This is a genomic window from Massilia sp. CT11-108, from assembly GCF_047302915.1.
GTDB classification, from domain to species: domain Bacteria; phylum Pseudomonadota; class Gammaproteobacteria; order Burkholderiales; family Burkholderiaceae_D; genus Telluria; species Telluria orientalis.
In genome coordinates this window covers 1-22,086 of record NZ_JBKYMO010000036.1, presented here as the reverse complement: position 1 = coordinate 22,086, position 22,086 = coordinate 1, and the positions used below count along the sequence as shown (strand labels likewise).

At 66.4% G+C, this 22,086-nt stretch carries 16 protein-coding genes and 1 pseudogene; 5 read left to right on the top strand and 12 right to left on the bottom strand.

The genetic code is table 11. From position 1 onward, the window contains the following. A partial coding sequence (locus ACEN88_RS05830) for an NAD(P)H-hydrate epimerase (RefSeq protein WP_413337837.1) occupies positions 1 to 221 on the bottom strand: 221 nt, incomplete at its 3' end. A gap of 180 nt (positions 222 to 401) precedes the next feature. On the opposite strand from ACEN88_RS05830, the pseudogene ACEN88_RS05825 reads away from it, so the two are divergent. Both ACEN88_RS05825 and ACEN88_RS05820 read left to right on the top strand, forming a co-directional pair. Next, positions 402 to 3,639, top strand: a pseudogene (locus ACEN88_RS05825) (hydantoinase B/oxoprolinase family protein). 56 nt (positions 3,640 to 3,695) lie between these two features. After that, positions 3,696 to 5,813, top strand: coding sequence for a hypothetical protein (locus ACEN88_RS05820; protein ID WP_413337835.1), 2,118 nt, complete (start codon positions 3,696 to 3,698; stop codon positions 5,811 to 5,813). 18 nt (positions 5,814 to 5,831) lie between these two features. On the opposite strand, the gene ACEN88_RS05815 is transcribed toward ACEN88_RS05820, so the two are convergent. Continuing rightward, positions 5,832 to 7,523, bottom strand: a complete 1,692-nt coding sequence (locus ACEN88_RS05815; protein WP_413337834.1) for a response regulator — start codon at positions 7,521 to 7,523, stop codon at positions 5,832 to 5,834. Positions 7,524 to 7,694: 171 nt separating this feature from the next. Here ACEN88_RS05815 and purL point away from each other — a divergent pair, with 171 nt between their 5' ends. After that, positions 7,695 to 11,747 carry a phosphoribosylformylglycinamidine synthase gene (gene purL, locus ACEN88_RS05810; RefSeq protein WP_413337833.1) on the top strand — a complete coding sequence of 1,351 codons (4,053 nt, stop codon included), beginning with the start codon at positions 7,695 to 7,697 and terminating at the stop codon, positions 11,745 to 11,747. Between the two features lie 44 nt (positions 11,748 to 11,791). On the opposite strand, the gene ACEN88_RS05805 is transcribed toward purL, so the two are convergent. The 10 genes from ACEN88_RS05805 to ACEN88_RS05760 form a co-directional block, all read right to left on the bottom strand. Then, a complete protein-coding gene (locus ACEN88_RS05805; protein WP_413337832.1) occupies positions 11,792 to 12,238 on the bottom strand; it encodes a GNAT family N-acetyltransferase in 447 nt (148 codons plus the stop codon). A gap of 16 nt (positions 12,239 to 12,254) precedes the next feature. Further along, positions 12,255 to 12,614 (bottom strand): DUF1304 domain-containing protein, encoded by a 360-nt coding sequence (locus tag ACEN88_RS05800; RefSeq protein ID WP_413337830.1) that lies wholly within the window; start codon positions 12,612 to 12,614, stop codon positions 12,255 to 12,257. A gap of 64 nt (positions 12,615 to 12,678) precedes the next feature. Continuing rightward, complete coding sequence (locus ACEN88_RS05795) at positions 12,679 to 13,731, bottom strand: hypothetical protein (protein ID WP_413337829.1); 1,053 nt, start codon at positions 13,729 to 13,731, stop codon at positions 12,679 to 12,681. A gap of 14 nt (positions 13,732 to 13,745) precedes the next feature. Continuing rightward, the gene (locus ACEN88_RS05790) at positions 13,746 to 15,038 is read right to left on the bottom strand and encodes a GDSL-type esterase/lipase family protein (protein WP_413337828.1); all 1,293 of its coding nucleotides are present in this window, start codon (positions 15,036 to 15,038) and stop codon (positions 13,746 to 13,748) included. 84 nt (positions 15,039 to 15,122) lie between these two features. Continuing rightward, positions 15,123 to 15,902 carry a peptidylprolyl isomerase gene (locus ACEN88_RS05785; RefSeq protein WP_056129624.1) on the bottom strand — a complete coding sequence of 260 codons (780 nt, stop codon included), beginning with the start codon at positions 15,900 to 15,902 and terminating at the stop codon, positions 15,123 to 15,125. 100 nt (positions 15,903 to 16,002) lie between these two features. Next, positions 16,003 to 16,794: a peptidyl-prolyl cis-trans isomerase gene (locus tag ACEN88_RS05780; RefSeq protein WP_413337827.1), complete on the bottom strand. Its 792-nt coding sequence runs from the start codon at positions 16,792 to 16,794 to the stop codon at positions 16,003 to 16,005. Positions 16,795 to 16,908: 114 nt separating this feature from the next. Beyond that, positions 16,909 to 17,184: a BolA family protein gene (locus tag ACEN88_RS05775; RefSeq protein ID WP_036229424.1), complete on the bottom strand. Its 276-nt coding sequence runs from the start codon at positions 17,182 to 17,184 to the stop codon at positions 16,909 to 16,911. Further along, positions 17,181 to 17,834, bottom strand: coding sequence for a septation protein A (locus ACEN88_RS05770; protein ID WP_413337826.1), 654 nt, complete (start codon positions 17,832 to 17,834; stop codon positions 17,181 to 17,183). The genes ACEN88_RS05775 and ACEN88_RS05770 overlap by 4 nt, the downstream gene beginning before the upstream one ends. Positions 17,835 to 17,852: 18 nt before the next feature. Further along, a complete protein-coding gene (gene msrB, locus ACEN88_RS05765) occupies positions 17,853 to 18,248 on the bottom strand; it encodes a peptide-methionine (R)-S-oxide reductase MsrB (protein WP_413337825.1) in 396 nt (131 codons plus the stop codon). A gap of 22 nt (positions 18,249 to 18,270) precedes the next feature. Then, the gene (locus ACEN88_RS05760; RefSeq protein WP_413337824.1) at positions 18,271 to 19,665 is read right to left on the bottom strand and encodes a protein adenylyltransferase SelO; all 1,395 of its coding nucleotides are present in this window, start codon (positions 19,663 to 19,665) and stop codon (positions 18,271 to 18,273) included. Between the two features lie 287 nt (positions 19,666 to 19,952). Between ACEN88_RS05760 and ACEN88_RS05755 the strand changes: the two genes are divergently transcribed. Next, entirely contained in the window at positions 19,953 to 21,605 is a 1,653-nt protein-coding gene (locus tag ACEN88_RS05755) for a 3-(methylthio)propionyl-CoA ligase (protein ID WP_413337823.1), read from the top strand. A gap of 63 nt (positions 21,606 to 21,668) precedes the next feature. Continuing rightward, the coding region (locus tag ACEN88_RS05750; RefSeq protein WP_413337822.1) for an enoyl-CoA hydratase/isomerase family protein at positions 21,669 to 22,086 on the top strand (418 nt) is incomplete at its 3' end.

Below are 22,086 nucleotides of genomic sequence, written 5' to 3'. Positions count from 1 at the left end.
GCCTGGGCCCGCGCGAGGGCGTGCCGGGTTTCGGGCGACGGCGCCGGGCCGGCGAGGTGGACGATGTCCACGTTCGCGCCGAAATTGGCCAGGTTCGCGGCCAATTCCAGCGCATCGCCGCCGTTGTTGCCGGGGCCGGCCAGCACGAGGATGCGGCCCGTCGGCAGGCCGCCCAGCACTTCGAGCGCATACGTGGATGCGGCCTCGCCGGCGCGTCGCATCAACGTGCCCGGCGGGAGCTGCGACTGCGCGGCCTGTTCGATGGCGCGGATCTGCGCGACGCTGTAGAGCGGATTGTCCATGGCGGTTCCAGGCGTGAGGGTTGCGAAAACTGCATTGTCGCCAAAATCGGCGCCGCGCGCGACTACAATAGCCGCTCGATGACATTCTGGGGGCATACGATGGATTGGCAGTTCTGGATCGACCGCGGCGGTACGTTCACGGACATCGTGGCGCGCCGGCCCGACGGCAGCCTCGTGACGCACAAGCTGCTGTCGGAAAATCCTGAACAGTACCGGGACGCGGCCGTGGCCGGCATCCGTCACCTGCTCGGCCTGGCGCCCGGCGCGCCGATCCCCGCCGGACAGGTGGACGCCGTCAAGATGGGCACGACGGTCGCGACCAATGCGCTGCTGGAGCGCAAGGGCGAGCCCACCGTGCTCGCGATCACGCGGGGTTTCCGTGACGCGCTGCGCATCGCCTACCAGAACCGTCCGCGCCTGTTCGACCGCCACATCGTGCTGCCCGAACTGCTGTACGGCCGCGTGATCGAAGTGGACGAACGCATCGGCGCCCACGGCGACGTCGTCGTGCCGCTCGACGAAGCGGCCGCGCGGCGCGACCTGCAGGCCGCGTACGACGCCGGCATCCGCGCGCTCGCCATCGTGTTCATGCACGGCTATCGCTACTGCCAGCACGAGGAAGCCGTCGCGCGCATCGCCCGCGCCATCGGCTTTACGCAGGTGTCCGTGTCGCATGCGACGAGTCCCCTGATGAAACTCGTGGCGCGGGGCGACACGACGGTCGTCGACGCTTACCTGTCGCCGATCCTGCGCCGCTACGTGGACCAGGTGGCGTCCGAGCTGCCGGGCGTGAATTTGCAATTCATGCAGTCCAGCGGCGGCCTGGCGGACGCGCGCGCATTCCACGGCAAGGACAGCATCCTGTCCGGTCCGGCCGGCGGGATCGTCGGCATGGTGCGCGCGAGCCGCCTGGCCGGCTTCGAGCGCATCATCGGCTTCGACATGGGCGGCACATCGACGGACGTGTCGCACTATGCGGGCGAGTTCGAGCGCGTATTCGAGACGCAGGTGGCCGGCGTGCGCATGCGCGCGCCCATGATGAGCATCCACACCGTCGCCGCGGGCGGCGGCTCGATCCTGCATTTCGACGGCAGCCGCTACCGCGTGGGGCCGGACAGCGCCGGCGCGAATCCGGGGCCCGCGAGCTACCGGCGCGGCGGACCGCTGGCCGTCACGGACTGCAACGTCATGCTCGGCAAGATCCAGCCGCAGCACTTCCCGTGCCTGTTCGGACCTGGTGCGGACCAACCGCTCGACGCCGCCGCCGTGCGCGCGGGCTTCGAAACGATGGCCGACGACGTCGAACGCGCGACCGGGACGCGGCCGCAGCCCGAAGCCGTCGCCGAGGGCTTCATCCGCATCGCCGTGGGCAATATGGCGAACGCGATCAAGCAGATCTCGGTGCAGCGCGGACACGACGTCACGGACTACGCACTCACGAGCTTCGGCGGCGCGGGCGGCCAGCACGCCTGCCTCGTCGCGGACGCACTGGGCATGAAGACGGTGTTCATCCATTCGCTGGCGGGCGTGCTCTCGGCCTATGGCATGGGCCTCGCCGACCAGGGCGCGATGCGCTCGCGGGCCGTCGAACGCCGGCCAGCGCATCCAGCTCGGCCGCCAGGACATCGCGCCGGGCGACGTCATCGACGGCCCGGCCATCATCGCGGAAGCGAATGCGACGACGATCGTGGAGTCGGGCTGGCGCGCCGAGGTCACGGCGTACAACCACCTCGTGCTGCGCCGCGTGCACGCGCTGCCGCAGCGCCACGCGATCGGCACGACGGTCGATCCGGTGATGCTGGAGATCTTCAACAACCTGTTCATGTCCATCGCCGAGCAGATGGGACTGCGGCTGCAGAACACGGCGTACTCCGTCAACATCAAGGAGCGCCTGGACTTCAGCTGCGCCATCTTCGACGCGGACGGCAACCTCGTCGCGAACGCGCCGCACATGCCCGTGCACCTCGGGTCGATGGGCGAAAGCATCAAGGCCGTGATGCGCAAGAACGCAGGGACGATGAAGGCGGGCGACGTCTACGTGCTGAACGACCCGTACAACGGCGGCACGCACCTGCCCGACGTGACGGTGATCTCGCCCGTGTTCGACGCGGCGGGCCGCGACATCCTGTTCTACGTGGGCTCGCGCGGCCACCACGCGGACATCGGCGGCACGACGCCGGGATCGATGCCGCCCGACTCCACGCACATCGAGGAGGAGGGCGTCCTGATCGACAATTTCAAGCTGGTCGACGGCGCGGACGGCGTGCTGCGCGAGGCCGACACCCGCGCCTTGCTGGCCGGCGCACGCTGGCCCGCGCGCAATCCGGACCAGAACCTGGCCGACTTGCGGGCCCAGGTCGCGGCGAACCAGAAGGGTGTCGACGAGCTGCGCAAGATGGTCGCCTTCTACGGCCTGGACGTCGTGCGCGCCTACATGGGGCACGTGCAGGACAATGCCGAGGAAGCCGTGCGGCGCGTGATCACGGCGCTGCAGGACGGGCACTTCGTCAACGAGCTCGATAACGGCGCGCGCATCGAAGTCACGATCCGCGTCGACCGCGCGGCGCGCAGCGCGGAGATCGATTTTACGGGGACGTCCGGCCAGCTGCCGAACAATTTCAACGCGCCGTCCGCCGTCTGCATGGCGGCGGTGCTGTACGTGTTCCGCACGCTCGTCGACGACGAGATTCCGCTGAACGCCGGCTGCCTGAAGCCGCTGAAGGTCATCATCCCGCCGGGCTCCATGCTCAATCCGCACTATCCGGCGTCGGTCGTGTCGGGCAACGTGGAGACGTCGACGTGCATCACGAACGCGCTGTACGGCGCGCTCGGCGTGATGGCGGCGGCGCAGGGCACGATGAACAACTTCACGTTCGGGAATGCGCACTACCAGTATTACGAGACGATCTCCGGCGGTTCGGGCGCGGGCCCGGGCTTCGACGGCACGGACGTCGTGCAGACGAATATGACGAACTCCCGGCTGACGGACCCGGAGATCCTGGAATTCCGTTTCCCCGTGCGGCTGGAGAGCTATGCGATCCGCGCCGGTTCCGGCGGGGCGGGGCGCTGGCACGGCGGGAACGGCGGCGTGCGGCGCATCCGCTTCCTCGAACCGATGACGGCCGCGATCCTGTCCAACAACCGCGTGCATGCGCCGTTCGGCATGGCCGGCGGGGCGCCGGGCGCGCGCGGGCGCAATCTCGTCGAGCGGGCCGAAGGACGCGTCGAGGAGCTGGGCCATATCGGCAAGGTGGACATGCAGGCTGGGGACGTGTTCGTCATCGAGACGCCGGGTGGGGGCGGGTATGGCGAGGCCGCAGGTATGCCGATTTCGTAAGCTCCCATATGAAATCGGAATTGTTCTTTGCGTAAGCCGCGGCCCATACTGCGGCCATGACTACACGACGAACCTTCCTGCTTTCCCTGGCGCTGACCGCAGCGCTGCCCGCCCATGCCGGCGTCCAGACCATCACGCTGGACGGCCGCGCGCCCGGCACCCGCTTCGACGGCATCGGCGTGGTCGACGGCGGCGGGGCGACGTCCGTGCTGCTGAAGGATTATCCGGAGCCGCAGCGCAGCCAGATCCTCGACCTGATGTACAAGCCGAAGTTCGGCGCCTCGATCAGCGCGCTGATCGTGGAGATACCGGGCGACGGGAATTCCACGCAGGGCTCCATGCCCAGCCACCGCCATACGCGCACGGAGGTCGACTACGGCCGCGGTTACACGTGGTGGGTGCTGCGCGAGGCGAAGCGGCGCAATCCCGCACTGACCCTGGACGCGGCCGCGTGGAGCGCGCCCGGATGGATCGGCGACGGCGGCAACCGCGACTTCTTTTCGCCCGACGGGGCCGACTACTATGTCAGCTGGCTGAAAGGCCTGCGCGACGTGTACGGGCTCGAACTCGACGCGATCGGCAGCCGCAATGAACGGGGCGTCAGCTACGATTTCGCAAAGACGCTGCGCGCGCGCCTCGACGCCGGCGGATTCTCCAACGTGAAGCTGCACAGTTTCGATAACTGGCCCGACGATAAATTCGATTTCGTGAAGGACATGCCCAAGGATGCGGGCCTGCGCGACGCGATCGACATCATCGGTGCCCACATCAACGCGCCCGAATACATCGTGCCCACGTGGGTGCGCGAGGCGGCGGCCGGCATGGGCAAGCCGATCTGGAATACCGAGCAGCACGTCTACGTGGCCGGATTCGACGGCGCGCTGGGGATCGTCCAGGCGTTCAACCGCAACTGGATCGACAGCGGCGTGACGAAGATCGTCAACTGGTACGGCATCGCGGGCCTGTACACGCTGGAGCCGTATTCGGGCGTGAAGGAAGCGGCCATCCGGGCGAACTGGCCATGGAGCGGCCATTACGAGATCAATCCGCAACTGTGGGCCTACGCGCACTACGGCCAGTTCACGGCGGCCGGATGGACCTACGTGCCGCAGGGCAGCGGCGCCCTGCAGGACGGCGGCAGCTACGTGACGCTGAAATCGCCCGGCCCGGACTACAGCGTGATCATCGAGACGCGCCGGGCGAAGGCCCCGCAGACGGTGCGCGTGGCGGTCGGCGCGGGCCTGTCGACGGCCGACGTGGCCGTGTGGCGCAGCGATGCGCGCGCGCAGTTCGTGCACGTCGCGGACCTGCATCCGGAGGGCGGCGCGGTGGCGCTGACAGTCGATCCGGACGCGATCTATTCGCTGACGACCACGCGCGGCCAGCAAAAGGGCGGATTCGCCGGGGTGCCCGCGCAGCAGGCCTTCCCGTTCCCGTACCGCGTAGACTTCGACCGTTACCGGGATGCGCGCGCCTGGGGTTACCTGCCGCGTTACTTCGCCGACATCGAGGGCGCGTTCGAGCTGGCGCCGTGCCCTGGCGACCAGCGCACCTGCCTGCGCCAGAGCGTGCCCGTGAGACCGCATTCGTGGGCGCCGGACTGGAAGCCGTACACGATCCTCGGCGACGACGGCTGGACCGACTACGAGGTCAGTGCGGACGTGAGGGTGCGCGGCGGCGAATCGGCCGCCGTGATGGGCCGGATCAACGACGTGGGCAGCGGCTACGGCGCGATCCCGAAAGGCTATCTGCTGGAACTGGACGGCGCGGGCGAGGTGCGCCTCGTCGTCGTGCGCGGCAAGGTGGACAAGAAAGCGCTGGTCGGCGATGCCGAGCAGCAGGCGCTGATCAAGGCGGCGAACGATGCGGCCGAGGGTGGAGAGAAGGTGCTGGCCCGGGCGCCGCTGGCCGGCGTGGCCGCCGACCGCTGGCATACGCTGAAGCTGCAGTTCAGCGGGACGCGCATCCGCGGCTACGTCGACGGCAAGCCGGTGGTGGAGGCGACCGACGGCATGTACAGCAAGGGCATGGCCGGCCTGCTGGCGGGACCGGCGCAGTCAGGCCTGAGCATGCCGTATTACCGCGACGTCGTGATCAACCGCGTCGAGGGCGCGCTGCCGCCGCCGCCGAAGCCGTTGGCGGGGCAGGCGCCGCGGTACGTCCGCAAGCGCTGAGTGGCGGTCAGGTCGAGCTCAGTTCGCGATACCGTACTTCCGTTTCGCCGCTTCCATCTCCGCATCCAGCGCCGCGAGCCGCGGATGCGCGGGATCGAGCGCGCGGATATGCTCCAGCTGTTCTTCCGACAGCGCGGCCAGCGGGTGGTCCCAGCCCATCTCCATGATCTGGCGGAGGACGCCGCCGACGACCGCGATCATGACCTGCAGGTTGTTCGGCGCCATGTGCAGCGCTTCCAGCAGGGTTTGCACGGCGCCGCGCACGTCGCCCATGTTGCGCTTCTCGTCCGCGACGCCCAGCAGGATCTGGGCCTGGGCGCGCAACTGCTTGCCCATGCCGTCCGCGAGGTCGGGCCGGCCCGCGCGCACGAACACGTTCAGCGCCTGCTGCGCGGACAGCGCGTCGTCGCCGCCGTTCAGCGCGCCGAGCATCACTTCCGACGCCTCGTCGTCCATGCGGTGCGCGAGGCACGTTTGCGCGAGGCCGACGCGCATATTGGGCGACAGCGCGCCACCCGCGCGTACGGCGTCCACCGCGAGCTTGAGTTCCTTGACGGCGGCCGCGCCATTGCCGGCCAGGTCGTGCAGCAGCGCCACCGAGATCGCCTTGCACGCATCGGCCGCGGGCGTGCCCCGGAGGGAGCGTTCGAGGTCGCGGATCACGGTCGACGCGCCGGCCGGATCGCCCTTGCCGACGAGCGCCCGGACGAGGTTCACGTGGTCTTCGGGGTTGCGGAATTCGGAATAACGGGAACGCGTCACCACTTGCCGGAACGATTTTTCGGCGCCGTCCGCGGCGCCCGCTTCGAGCGCCACCTCGCCCAGCCGGCGCTGGCGCCGCACGACGTATGGCGAGATGGTCACGGCGTCTTCCAGCGTCTTCTTCGCGAGCGCAGCGTCGCCGCGCTCCTGCTGGCAGCGCGCGAGCAGGTCGTAGGCGGCCATCAGGCGCGGGTTCTCGGCCACGATGTGTTCCAGCAGCGGGATCGCGTCGATCGTGCGGCCCTGGGCGGCGATGGCGCGCGCGAGCCCGAGCCGTGCCCAGCCCGCCGGCTTTTCGGCCAGCACGTCGCGGTAGACGGTTTCGGCGAGCTCGTGCTCCTTCAGCGACACGTGCAGTTCCGCGCGCAGCCGCGCGAAATCGAGGGCGTAGTGCGGGCGCGTCCGGGCCGATTCGATGGCGGCGTCGATCGCTTCGCGCGGGCGCGCCTGCGCGATCAGCTGGTACACGGGGAGCAGGGCGGCACGGCGGGCGACCGCTTTCTGGATGCGCTGGTGCAGCGCCTGCGCCGTGAACGGTTTCAGGATGTAGTCCGTGGGCGTGAGCTCGGCCGCGCTGACCACCTTGCCGTACGCGCCTTCGGCCGTCAGCATGATGAAGATGGCCCAGGGCGGGATGAGGCGGTGGTGGCGCAGGTCTTCCAGCAGCTGCTGGCCGTCCTGGCCTTCGGCATTCGCCGTTCCGCCACTGAGGTCGTACTCGCACAGGACGATGTCGAAGGACTTGCGGGCGAGCGCCTTGATCGCGGTGCTCGCGTTGACGGCGGATTCGATGCGCGTCACGCCCGACTGGTTGAGCATGTTCTGCAGGTTCGCCCTGAGCGCCGGGTTCGGGTCGACGATGAGCACGCTCAGTTGCGCATTCAACTGATTGTTGAGCTGCGCGTTCTGCGGCGTACCGGCTGGGCTGGATGAGCTGTTTTCTGGCATGCGTCTCGGAAACCGTCAGGGTTTTTTCGACACTACGATACCGCTAAGCTGCAAGGTCGGCAACTTTTTGCCTCCCGTGCGGGCTTCATGCCAGACGGGAAAGGGGGCAACGCTGTATAATACCGGGCTTCTTTCACCCGCAGCCACGCTGCATCAACCGACTTCCAAGCCATGTTGATTCTGCCGGGTTCCAACGCCCTCTCTGCTTTCCGTAGCCAACGCCTCCTCACGCAACTGCAAGCCGTCGCCCCGACGATTGCCGACGTGTCGGCGCGCTACTACCACTTCATCGACGCAAGCGCCCCCCTGTCCACGGAGGACACCGAGCGCTTGACGGCCATGCTCACCTATGGGGAGCCCGTGCCGGAAACGCAGTACGAGGGCGTCACCGAGGAATTCTTCGTGATCCCGCGCCTGGGCACCATCTCGCCGTGGGCGTCGAAAGCGACCGATATCGCCCACAACTGCGGCATGGCCCACATCCACCGCGTCGAACGCGGCGTCGCGTTCAAGATCGTCCTGAAGAGCGGCATCCTCGGCACGGGCTTCGGCGCGCCGAAGAAGCTGGCCGAAGACGACATCCAGGGCGTCGCCGCGCTGCTGCACGACCGCATGACGGAAACGGTGCTGCGCAGCGCCGACCAGGCCCAGGCCCTGTTCACGGACCTGGAAAGCCGTCCGCTGGACCAGATCGACGTATTGGGCCGCGGCCGCGACGCGCTGGTCGAAGCGAATGCCACGATGGGTCTCGCCTTGGCCGAGGACGAGATCGACTATTTATTCGAAGCGTTTGCCCGCGTCCAGCGCAACCCGACGGACGTCGAGCTGATGATGTTCGCGCAGGCGAACTCGGAGCACTGCCGCCACAAGATCTTCAACGCCGAGTGGACCATCGACGGCGCGAAACAGGACAAATCCCTGTTCCAGATGATCAAGAATACGCACCAGCTGCAGCCGAAGGGCACGATCGTCGCGTACAGCGACAACTCGGCGATCATGGAAGGCGCGGACGCGCTGCGCTTCTATCCGCAGGCCGGCAGCCAGGAATACGCGCCGGTCACGCAGCTGACGCACACGCTGATGAAGGTCGAGACCCACAACCATCCGACCGCGATCTCCCCGTTCCCGGGCGCCTCGACGGGCGCCGGCGGCGAGATCCGCGACGAGGGCGCAACGGGCCGCGGCGCCAAGCCGAAGGCCGGCCTCACCGGTTTTACCGTATCGAACCTGTACCTGCCGGACGCCGTGCAGCCGTGGGAAAACGCCGCCAACGTGAATTCGGCCGACAAGGCTGGCAGCGATAAAGTCTACGGCAAGCCGGAACGCATCGCGTCGCCGCTGCAGATCATGGTCGACGGCCCGCTGGGCGGCGCCGCCTTCAACAACGAATTCGGCCGGCCTAACCTCGGCGGCTACTTCCGCGTCTACGAACAGAACGTGGGCCCGACCGCCATCAATGGCAACACCGTGTTCGGCTACCACAAGCCGATCATGATCGCGGGCGGCATCGGCAACATCTCGGACGAACACACCCACAAGAACGACATCCCGGTCGGCAGCCTGCTGCTGCAGCTGGGCGGTCCGGGCATGCGCATCGGCATGGCCGGCGCGGCCGCGTCGTCGATGGCGACGGGCACCAACACGGCCGACCTGGACTTCGACTCGGTCCAGCGCGGCAACCCCGAGATGGAACGTCGTGCGCAGGAAGTCATCAACAGCTGCTGGCAGCTGGGCGCCGGGAATCCGATCATCTCGATCCACGACGTGGGCGCGGGCGGCATCTCGAACGCGTTCCCGGAGATCACCAACGACGCCAGGCGCGGCGCCACGTTCGACCTGCGCAAGGTGCCGCTGGAAGAAAGCGGCATGTCGCCGAAGGAAATCTGGAGCAACGAGTCGCAGGAACGCTACGTGCTCGCGATTTCGCCGGACGACCTGCCGCGTTTCGCCGCCATCTGCGAGCGCGAGCGCTGCCCGTTCGCCGCGGTGGGCGTCGCCACCGAAGAGCGCCAGCTGCGCCTGATCGACCCGATCACGAATACTTCGCCGGTCGACATGCCGATGGACGTCCTGCTCGGCAAGCCGCCGAAGATGCACCGCAACGTCGAGCACGCGAAAGAGCAGTTCAAGCCGGTCGACGTGACGGGCCTGGACCTGGAAGAAGTCGCGCGCCGCGTGCTGCTGCTGCCGACCGTGGCCGACAAATCGTTCCTGATCACCATCGGCGACAGGAGCGTCGGCGGCATGAGCGTGCGCGACCAGATGGTCGGTCCGTGGCAGGTGCCGGTCGCCGACTGCGCCGTCACGACCTTGAGCTTCGAAGGCTACAAGGGCGAGGCGATGGCGATGGGCGAGCGGACGCCGGTCGCCGTCATCGACGCGGCCGCGTCGGGCCGCATGGCCGTCGGCGAGGCGATCACGAACATCGCCGCGGCGCCGATCGCGGACATCGCCGCCATCAAGCTGTCCGCCAACTGGATGGCCGCCTGTGGCCAGCCGGGCCAGGACGCCGCGCTGTTCGACACCGTGAAAGCCGTCGGCATGGAGCTATGCCCGGCGCTGGGCGTCTCGATCCCGGTCGGCAAGGACTCGCTGTCGATGCGCACGACGTGGAATGAGGATGGCGAGAACAAGGCCGTCGTGTCGCCGGTATCGCTGATCGTATCGAGCTTCGCGCCCGTCACCGACGTGCGCAAGACCCTGACGCCGCAACTGCGCACGGACCTGGGCGACACGTCGCTGATCCTCATCGACCTGGGCCGCGGCAAGAACCGCCTGGGCGCCTCGGCGCTGGCACAGGTGACGCAACAACTGGGCAACGACGCGCCGGACGTCGACAACCCGGCCGACCTGAAGGCGTTCTTCGCCGCGATCCAGCAGCTGAACAACGACGGCAAGCTGCTCGCCTACCACGACCGTTCGGACGGCGGCCTGTACGCCACGCTGTGCGAGATGGCCTTCGCGGGCCGCGCCGGCGTGTCCGTCAACCTGGACATCCTGACGATGGAAGGCGAGCACGCGTCCGACCACGGCGACGCCAAGAACTGGGCGGCGCAGGTGGGCGAGCGCCGCAACGACCTCACGCTGCGCGCGCTGTTCAACGAAGAGCTGGGCGCCGTCGTGCAGGTCAGGACCGCCGAGAAGTCGGACGTCATGAACGTGCTGCGCTCGTTCGACCTGGGCGCCTGCAGCCACATCATCGGTAAAGTGAACGACCGCGGCGTCGTGGAATTCACGCGCGACACGAAGGTCATCTACAACAAGCGCCGCAGCGAACTGCACCGCCTGTGGAGCGAGACGAGCTGGCGCATCGCGCGCCTGCGCGACAACCCGGCGTGCGTGGACCAGGAATACGAGCGCCTGCTCGACGAGCAGGATCCGGGCTTCACCCCGAAGCTCGTGCACGACCCTGCCGTGAACATCGCCGCGCCATATATGAGCGCATTCGTTGCGACCGGTGCGCGTCCGACCGTGGCGATCCTGCGCGAGCAGGGCGTCAACTCGCACATCGAGACGGCATGGGCGATGCACCAGGCGGGCTTCAAGGCCGTCGACGTGCACATGAGCGACCTGATCGCCGGCCGCGCGAAGCTGGACGATTTCAAGGGCCTGATCGCCGTGGGCGGCTTCTCGTACGGCGACGTGCTGGGCGCCGGCGAAGGCTGGGCCAAGACGATCCTGTTCAACCCGGAACTGAAGGCGGCGTTCGCGCAATTCTTCGGCCGCGGCGACACGTTCGGCCTCGGCGTCTGCAACGGCTGCCAGATGATGAGCAACCTGAAATCGATCATCCCGGGTGCCGACGCGTGGCCGAAGTTCACCCGCAACAAGTCGGAACAGTTCGAGGCGCGCTTCGGCATGGTCGAGGTGATGGATTCGCCGTCGATCTTCTTCCAGGACCTCGCAGGCACGCACGCCCCGCTGGCGATCGCGCACGGCGAAGGTTTCGCGGACTTCTCGCAGACCGGCGACATCACGCAGGTCGTGAAGGCGCTGCGCTACATCGACAACCGCGGCGCCGCCACCGAGGCGTATCCGTTCAACCCGAACGGCTCGCCGGAAGGCCTGACGGCCGTCACGACGCCGGACGGCCGCTTCACCGTGATGATGCCGCACGCCGAGCGCGTGGCCCGTACCGTCACGATGTCGTGGCATCCGGATGGCTGGGGCGAGGATTCGCCGTGGGCGCGCATGTTCCAGAATGCGCGGAAGTGGGTGGGCTGATCCGGCCGGTCCCATGAAAGAAGCGCTGCCCCGGCAGCGCTTTTTCATTCCGGCCGCTGTTTGTAGATGCCGGGCCGGTTGATGTGCCAGAAGAGCTTCGGGTTGTCGGGCGTCGTGAACCCCAGCTTTTCGTACAGCCAGGGCGCGCTCGTCGTCGCCAGCAGCAGCCGTCGATAGCGCTCGATGCCTGGGTAGGCCAGCATGCACTCGACGAGCCACCGTCCCAGTCCCTTGCCCCGATAGTCGTCGATGACGAACACGTCCGCCATGTAGGCAAACGTCGTATGGTCGGTGATGAAACGGGCGTAGCCGATCTGCCGGCCGCCGTCGTACAGGCCGAAGTTGAGGCTGTGCGCGACGGCGTTGCGTACCGTCGCCTCGTCGATGCCCGCGGCCCAGGTCGTCCGGGAGAGGTTCTGGTGAATGACGTCGAGCTGCAGGAGGCTGTCGTCGGTCGAGACCAGGTAGTTTTCTTGAGTCCAGTTCAGCATCGGCGCACGCTCCGCGTCAGGCTGCCAGCCATGCGACCAGCGCCAGCACGGCCGGCACGGTCTGCACGAACAGGATGCGGCGCGACACCGTCGCCGCACCCCACACGCCCGCGACGGCCACGCACACGAGCCCGAACACGACGAACGCGCGCCCGATCGCCGGATTCGGGTGCAGCAGTCCCACCGCCAGGCTCGCCACCAGGAAACCGTTGTAGCACCCCTGGTTCGACATCAGCGGCGCGAGCGCCTCTACCCGGTCTTCCTTGATGCCGAACACCTTCCTGCCGCGCGTGCGGAACAGGATGGTCTCGATCAGCACGATGTAGACGTGGATGGCGATGACGATGGCGGTCAGGATGGTAGCGATGAGTAACATAGGTGGTCCGGTTGTCGAGATGTACGTACTGTAGAGTAACATCTTCGGCAGGTCCAGCCGCCGGCTACAGTCCGCTCCTGGCGAACTTCGCGAACATGTCTGCGAACGTAAGCCGTGTATCGATGGTCCTGTAGACCCGCATCGGGCGGCCGCCGGCGTGGACCTCGTAGTGTCCGTCCGCGGCGAGGCGGGGCGTTGGCCGTACGACGTAGTCGCTCGACGACGTATCCGGATCGAACGCGGATTGGAGCGCCGTAAGCGTGACGAGGGGACTGTCACCCAGGATATAGGTTTCGCCGAAGTTGGCGCCCATCCGCCGTGATACGCGCTCGAGTTGCCGGATCAGGAACGCGCCGAGTTTTCCGGCGGGGCGCAGGCCCTCGTCGAGTTCCGCATAGCCGATGTTGAGCTGGCGGTAGACGTTGCGCGGCACTTGCCAGACCTCGACGTCCGACCGGTTGAATATCCACCGCGCGGCCGCGAGGTCGATCGTGAGATTGTATTCGGCGTCGCGGCGCTGCGGCACGCCAGGCAGCAGGTCGGCATGCTCCATCCCGCCGATCCAGACGAGCGTCAGTTTGCGGCCGATGCGCGGCTCATGCATCAACGCCACGGCCAGGTCGGTGAGGCCCGCGCCGGCGGCGTAATAGAGGGGCAGCGCGGTGTCGGTGCGCAGCGCCTCGCCGATGATCCGGCCCGCCGCCTCGTTCAGTTCCGGCATGGCGTCGGCCGACAGGGCCGCGTTGCGCCCGGCGACGACGGGCGGCCGCGGACCCGGTTTCATCGTTGCGTAGAGTTCGCGCGCCCTCGCGGCGGCATTCTCCGGCTGGGCCGCCGTCGGGTCGAGGAAGTCGTTGACGTGGATATGCGACCCGATCACGAACGGAATCTCGACGGAAGGCGAGGCCAGGTGATGGGCCAGCTGAAACAGGCCGTCGGGGTCGCCCGAAAAATCGTTGTCGACGATGACGCGCTGGCGTGGCGAGGCGGACAGCGCACGTGCCGTGCCAAGCACGCCGACAGCTGCCGCCCCGCACGTGGCGTGCAGGAATTGCCGGCGCGACCGGGATACGGGACGTTGCGCCGCCTCGAGCATCCCTGCAAGACTATCGTTCATGCGGTCGGAACGTGTCAGCGCATCAGCTTGTCCAGTTCCGGCTGCATCTCGCGCTGCCAGATCTTGTAGCCTTCGGCGTTCGGATGCAGCAGGTCGGGCATGATGTCTTTCGACAGGGTGCCGTCCGGCCCCAGGAACGCCTTGTTCATGTTCAGGAAGAACACGTGCTTGTTGTCTGCCAGCTTAGGCAGCATCGCGTTGACCTTCTCGTTCAGGACGCGCAAGGTGTCGTCCGGCTTCTCGCCGCGCGGGAAGATCGCCAGCAGCAGGATCTTCGCCTTCGGCAGGCGCTTGCGGATTTCCGCGATGTCGCGCTTGATGCCAGCATGGATCAGTTCCGGCGCTTCCTGGCGGAAGCCGGTGTTGTTGGTGCCGATCATCAGGACGGCGACCTTCGGGTCGATGCCGTCGATCTCGCCATGCTGCAGGCGCCACAGGACGTTTTCCGTGCGGTCGCCGCCATAGCCCAGGTCCAGCGCGTTGTACTTGCCGTAGAACGTCTTGAAGAGCTCAGGCTGCTCTTTTTCCCAGTGGTGCGTGATGGAGTCGCCGATGAAGACGAGTTCCGTGCGCTCGCCGGCGGCCTTGCGGCGCGCGATCTCGGCCAGTTTCTCTTCATGGCGCGGCATCCACCAGTCGAGCGACCACGATTCGTTCAGCGGCGACGGGGTCACGCTGACCGTGCGGTAGTCCGGGCACGCCTGGTTCGGCTTGCCCGCCTTGTCGATGCGGATGTTCGCGATCTCCACGTCGCCGGCGCCCGTGCCGTCCAGCGCGAACGGTTTCGTCACGGCGCTGAAGTCGTCGCCCTTGCGGTAGAAGCACGACAGCGCATAGCTGAGGTGTTGCCAGCCCTTGCCCTCGGCCGCGCGTGCGGGGAGCACGTCGGTGACCTTGCGCTCGCAATTCTTGCCGCAGTCGATGCGGAAGTTCAGGCCGCCCTTGGCCAGTTCATTGACCTTCAGGTCGAACGAGACCGTGCCCTTGGCCAGGTACGGGCGCAGGTCGAGCGGTGCGCTCTCCACGCGCACGGTCGAGAACCACGCGTCCTTCCAGGTCAGGCCGAGCGCGTCGGCGGCCGCATCCTTGCTGGTGCGGCGGGCTTCGACGACGGCGTTCTTCAGCTTCGGATCGTCGTCCATGCGGCCGGCATCGCCGTCCAGCGGCTTTTGCACGTCGAAGTCGCCGAACATGACCTTGGCGCCGGCCAGCGGCTGGCCGACGTACAGGGGCAGGGTGGTCGCGGCTGTCGCGGCGCTTGCGGCCAGGGCGGACAGGATGAGGGCGGCGGAATGGCGGAATGTCATGGGCGTCTCGAGTTTGTTGTATGGTCGAACAAATTGGTCAAAAAAAAGCGCCCACGAGGAGCGCTTTTTTCAGGCGTGACCTGATTACTGGATCTTGGCCTTCTTCATCAGCTCTTCACGGAATGCGGCCAGCTTGCGCTGTTGCAGCGATTCCGCGACCTGCTGCTTGACTTCTTCCAGCGGCGGGATCTTGGCGGCGCGGACGTCTTCCAGCTTGATCACGTGGTAGCCGTATTGCGTCTTGACCGGGGTCTCGGTGATCTGGCCTTTGTTCAGCGAGGTCATGGCCTTCGAGAACTCAGGCACGAACGAGGCCGGGCTTGCCCAGTCCAGGTCGCCGCCGTTCGCTGCCGAGCCCGGGTCTTTCGACTGCTTGGCCAGGTCTTCGAACTTGGCGCCGCCCTTCAGCTTGGCGATGATCTGCTTGGCTTCGTCTTCCGTGCCGACCAGGATGTGACGGGCGTGGTATTCCTTGTCGCCCATCTGTGCCTTGTACTTGTCGTACTCGGCCTTGATGTCGGCGTCCTTGACCGGGTTTTTCTTGATGTAATCGGCCAGCATCGCATTGATGATGATGCTCTGGCGTGCGTTGTCGATTGCGTTCTTGACGTCCGGACGGGTGCCGACGCCTTGCTTGTCGGCTTCCTGGATCAGGACTTCGCGGCCGATCAGGTCCTTCTTGATTGCCTCGCGCAGTTGCGGGGAATCGGTTGCCTTGCCCTGGGCGACGACCTGCTTGACCACCTGGTCAACCTTGGCCGCGGGGATGGGCTTGCCATTGACGGTCGCAACGTTCTGCGCGAACGACGGCAGGGCTACCATCGCGGTCATGGCTAACAACAGGCGGGCTGGCTTCACAATCATTTATTCGATCCTATCTAAAACCGGTGGTGGATCCGGTGGTCAACACGAAATGTCGCCGTGGCGACGAAAACCGGCGGCCGAAGCCGCCGGCGCTGCAATGTTACTGTACCTTTGCCTTCTTGACCATTTCCTCTTGAAACGCGGCCAGCTTCTGCTGGGTCAGCGCTTCGGAAATCTGCGGCTTGACTTCGTCCAGCGTCGGCAGCTTGGCCGGACGGACGTCGTCCAGCTTGATCACGTGGTAGCCCACCTGGGTCTTGACCGGGGTGTCGGTGATCGCGCCTTTCTGCAGGTTGGTGAAGCCCGCTGCGAATTCCGGCGGGAACGACGACGGGCTGGCCCAATCCAGGTCGCCGCCGTTGTTGGCGGTGCCGGTGTCTTTCGATCCCTTGGCCAGGTCTTCGAATTTGGCGCCGCCTTTCAGCTTGGCGATGGCTGCCTTCGCTTCGTCTTCGGTCGCGAACAGGATATGACGCACGTGGTATTCCTTGTCGCCGGTCTGCTTCGCGAAGCGGTCGTACTCGGCCTTCACTTCGGCGTCGGACACCGGGTGCTTCGTGATGTAGTCGCGGGCGAGGGCGTTGATCACGATGGTCTGGCGGGCGTTCTCCAATGCCGCCTTGACTTCAGGATTCTTGTCGTACCCTTGCTTGATCGCTTCCTGCATCATCACTTCGCGCGAGATCAGGTCCTTCTTGATTGCGTCGCGCAGTTGCGGGCTGTCGGTGCCCTGGCCTTGCGCCACGACCTGCTTGACGATCGCGTCGGCGCGCGACGACGGAATGGCTTTGCCGTTCACCACGGCGAGGTTCTGTGCGAACGAAGGCGAGTACGCAAACGATGCGGCGATAGCGATCAGGGCTAACAGCAGCCGTGCTGGCTTAAAAGTCATTTTGTTTCCTGTGAGGGGGTTGCTTGGACGAGGATTTGATTAGTTTTTGTAGTGCGTAGCGGATTCTGGATCGACTTACTTACATCTCACTTAAGACTTCCGAAAAACACGCCGTCACGACTGCTCCGAGGGCGCGACGGCGGTAATCGCCAGGGCATGTATGTCGGTGTGCATCATACCTTGCACGGCATCATATACCAGTCGATGTCGCATGACCAGTCTCAGTCCCTCGAAGCGTTCCGAAACGATTTTCACTCGGTAATGCCCCCCGCCGGAGGCCGCGCCGGGATGCCCTGCGTGCAGGTGCGAATCGTCGCCGACCTCCAGTACGGACGGGCTCAATGCGGCGTCGAGTGACTGCCGGATGCGTTCCACGCGGTCGTCCATCATGCGTCTCCCTTGCCCTGCGGCTGCTCGCGTTCTTCGATGTACTTCGACAGCATCAGCGTCTGGATGACGATGAACGCGAAGAAGATGCCCGTGATGCCGAACAGCTTGAAATTCACCCACGCGCCCGTGTTGCCCTTGAAGACGATGAAGGCCATCACGAGGTTCAGCACGCCGATGGCGGCGAAGAAGCCCATCCATGCATAGCCGACCTTGGCCCACACGGCATCCGGCAGGCGGATCTGCGCTTCCATCACCTTGCGCATCAGGTTGTTGCGGAAGCCGACCTGCGCGACGAACAGCGCCAGCGCGAAGGCCCAGTACAGGATCGTCGGCTTCCACTTGATGAAGTCCGGATCGTGGAAATAGATGGTCGCGCCGCCCGTCACGACGATGACGCCGAGGGACAGCCACAGCATGCCGTCCACCTTGCGGCCGCGCGCCAGCAGGTACAGGATCTGCAGGATGGTCGCGATGATGCCGACCGCGGAGGCCAGGATGATCGGCGACTGGTCGGGCGTGACGCTGCCGCCGGCGATCAGGCCGCCCATGTATTGCTGGACGAGCGCGTGCGCCGCGTCCTGGTGGCCGTCCGCGACTTTATAGACGAGGAAGAAGAGGATGACCGGGAACAGGTCGAACAGGAATTTCATCGGTACGTCGCCCCTGGTTCAGATCGGCTCGAAGCGGAGCGCGGCCGAGTTGATGCAATAGCGCAGGCCGGTCGGCGGCGGGCCGTCCGGGAACACGTGGCCCAGGTGGGCATCGCAGACGGCGCAGATGATTTCCGTGCGCACCATGCCATGGCTGCGGTCGACCTTCTCGATCACGTTGTCCGGATCGAGGGCCTTGAAATAGCTGGGCCAGCCGCAGCCGGAATCGAACTTCGCGTCCGACTCGAACAGCGGCGTGTCGCAGCACACGCAGTGATAGATGCCGTGCTCATGGTGGTCCCAGAACTTGCCCGTGAACGCGCGCTCGGTCGCCGCGTGGCGGGTGACCTGGTATTCCATCGGGTCCAGCTGGGCGCGCCATTCGGCGTCGGTCTTTGTCACTTTGTCGGTCATGATCCCTCGTTGTAAATCGTATTCAGGAAGAGCAGCTCACTTCGAGATGAGATGCCCAGTCCGGCGGCAGTGCGGCATAGGCGTCGTTTTCCGGCTGGTCGTCGAACGGACGCTCGAGCACGCCGAGCAGCCTGCGCACTTCTTCAAAGTCGCCATTCTGCGCCTTTTCGATGGCCACCTGGGCCAGGTAGTTGCGCAGTATATATTTGGGGTTGACGGCGTGCATCGCAACCCGGCGCGCCGCATCGACACTCATTTCCTGGCGCAGCCGCGCGCGGTAGGCGACGGCCCACGCGTCGAACGCGGGGCGGTCGAGGAACAGGTCGCGCAGCGGCGCATCCGTTTCGGGTTCTTCCAGGCGCAGGTCGCCCAGGCGGCGGAAGAACAGTGTGAAGTCGACGTGGTTCGCCTGCATGACCTTGAACATGTCGTCGGCCAGCGCGCGGTCGTTCTCTTGCGTCGACTTGAGCCCGAGCTTGGCGCGCAGCAGTTCATCGAACTTTTCGCCGTAGGCGTCGACATACACGTCAAGCGCCGCCTGCGCCGCTTCCTGGTCCTCGATCAGCGGCAGCAGCGCGTTCGCCAGCGCATAGCAGTTCCAGTGGCCGACGGGCACCTGGTTCGCGTACGAATAGCGGCCGCCCTGGTCCGTGTGGTTGCAGATGTGGTCGACGTCGAACGCTTCCATGAAGCCGAACGGGCCATAGTCCAGCGTGAGGCCCAGGATCGACATATTGTCCGTGTTCATCACGCCGTGCATGAAGCCGACGGATTGCCAGTGCGCGATCATGCGCGCCGTGCGGCGCGTGACTTCCTCGAGCAGGGCGAGACAGGGATTGGGGGCGCCGGCCAGGTCCGGATAGAACGTCTTGATGACGTAGTCCGCCAGGGTGCGCAGTTCTTCCGGCTTGTCGCGGTAGCGCCAGTGCTCGAAGGAGCCGAAGCGCACGAACGACGGCGCCATGCGGGTGACGACGGCGGCCGTCTCCATCGATTCGCGGATCACGCTCTGGTTCGAACCCGTCACCATCAGCGCGCGCGTCGTCGGGATGCCGAGGGCGGCCATCGCCTCGGAACACAGGAACTCGCGGATCGACGAGCGCAGCACGGCGCGGCCGTCGCCCATGCGCGAGTACGGGGTCATGCCGGCGCCCTTCAGCTGGAGTTCCATGCGGCCCTCGGGGCCGTCGATGTCGCCCAGCAGGATCGCGCGGCCGTCGCCCAGCTGGCCGGCCCAGTGGCCGAACTGGTGGCCGGAATAGACGGCGGCCAGCGGCTGCGAGCGGGGCGGGACGTGGTTGCCCGTGAAGACGGCGACGACATCCTCGCGCGCGAGGTCGGCGGCGTCGAGCCCGACAAGCCGCGCAGCCGGCGCGCTGGCCGCGACAAAGTAGGGCGCGGGCAGGGGCGTCGGCATCAGGCGCGTATAAAACGCGGGCGGCAGTTCGGCAAAGGAATTGTCGAATGGCAGATCGTCGGCGGTGCGGGTGCTGATAACGCTTCCTCGGGTTGATTGGTTCTTCGTGCGCGGATTTTACCGCACACGCGCGGATTCTATGGGCGCAAGACGTGCGCGGCCTATTCGGGTTACATTCCGTAACCGTTTGGTAATGTCGGGCTGGTGCAGTGCAGCATCGAATTCCGTTGACGTTTTCCGTACGAGCGTTCGAAACTCGGCTTCCCACAAGCAACCCAGAGAGACCGATGACTCCTGTTCCGTTGATGGGCCGGATGATGGACCAGCCCCTGTTAATCTCCAGCATCATCCAGTTCGCCGCACGGCATTACGGCGGCAGCGAGATCGTCTCGCGCCGGGTCGAGGGCGACATGCACCGCTACAGCGTGCGCGAGTGCGCAGCGCGGGCGCGGCGCGTGGCGAACGTCCTGCAGGCGCAGGGCATCGCGATGGGCGAGCGCGTCGGCACGCTGGCGTGGAACGGCTACCGGCACCTGGAACTGTATTACGGCGTGTCCGGCTCGGGCGCCGTGCTGCACACGATCAATCCGCGCCTGCATCCCGAGCAGATCGCGTACATCGTCAACCACGCCGACGACCAGCTGCTGTTCTTCGACCTGACGTTCTTGCCGCTGGTGGCGGCGATCGCGCCGCTGTGCCCGACCGTGAAGGCGTTCGTGCTGATGAGCGACCGGGCGCACCTGCCTTCGGACGGCAGCATGCCGAACCTGCTGTGCTACGAAGACCTGCTCGCCGCGGCGTCGGAAGATTATGACTGGCCCGAACTCGACGAGCGCGCGGCCGCGTCGCTGTGCTACACGTCCGGCACGACGGGCAATCCGAAGGGGGCGCTGTATTCGCATCGGTCGACGGTGCTGCACGCGTACGCGTCCGCGCTGCCCAACGCGCTGAACGTGGCCGGGCGCGACGTCGTGCTGCCCGTCGTGCCCATGTTCCACGTGAACGCGTGGGGCCTGCCGTATTCCGTGCTGCTGTCCGGCGCCAAGCTGGTGCTGCCCGGCGCGGCGCTCGACGGCAAATCGCTGTACGACCTGTTCGAGGCCGAGGGCGTCACGTTCTCGGCGGGCGTACCGACGGTCTGGCTCGGCCTGATCAATTACGCGCTGCAGAGCGGGCTCACGTTCTCGACGTTCCGCCGCACGGTCATCGGCGGCGCCGCGTGCCCACCCGCGCTGATGGACACGCTGATCGACCGCTTCGGCATCGAGGTCATCCACGCCTGGGGCATGACGGAGATGTCGCCGCTCGGCACGACCTGCGGCCTGCTGGCGCGGCACCGCGACCTGCCCGTCGCCGGGCAGCGCGCCGTGCTGCGCAAGCAGGGCCACGCCATCTTCGGCGTGGACATGAAGATCGTCGACGACGACGGCAATGAGCTGCCGTGGGACGGACTTACGTTCGGCCACCTGCTCGTCAAGGGGCCGTGGATCATCTCGCGGTACTTCCGCGACGAGGGCGGCGACGTGCTGCAGGACGGCTGGTTCCCGACCGGCGACGTGGCGACCATCGACGCGGACGGCTACATGCAGATCACGGACCGCAGCAAGGACGTCATCAAGTCCGGCGGCGAGTGGATCGGATCGATCGACCTCGAGAACATCGCGATGGCGCACCCGGGCGTGCTGCAGGCCGCCTGCATCGGCGTGCGGCATCCGAAATGGGACGAGCGGCCCGTGCTCGTCGTCGTGCGGCGGCCGGAAGCCGAGGTGACGCGCGAGGAGCTGCTGCGGTTCTTCGACGGGAAGGTCGCGAAGTTCTGGATGCCGGACGACGTGCTGTTCGTGGACTCTCTGCCGACCGGGGCGACCGGCAAGATCCAGAAGAACCGCTTGCGCGAACAGTTCCGGGACTATCGCCTGCCCGGCACGGATCAAAAATAACACGACCGTTCTTTTAGCGGTTATATTGTCGCCACCGACAATCACACCCACGCAAGGAGACCCATGAGCGCCGACTACCAGGTCATCGATGACGTCGCCGTCATCACGCTGAACAACCCGCCCGTCAATGGCCTCGGCCTGGCGACGCGTACCGCCGCCGTCGAAGGCCTGAATCGCGCCGCGCAGGATCCGGCCGTGAAGGCCATCGTCATCACGGGCGCGGGCAAGGCGTTTTCGGGCGGTGCCGACATCCGCGAATTCAACTCGCCGAAGGCGCTCACGGAACCGACTCTGCACACCCTGATCCGCACGGTCGAGAATTCGGCGAAGCCTGTCGTCGCCGCGATCCACACCGTGTGCATGGGCGGCGGCCTGGAACTGGCGCTGGGCGCCAACTACCGCGTGGCGCTGCCGGGTGCGCAGATCGCGCTGCCGGAAGTGAAGCTGGGGCTGCTGCCGGGCGCCGCCCATGCCCTTGACC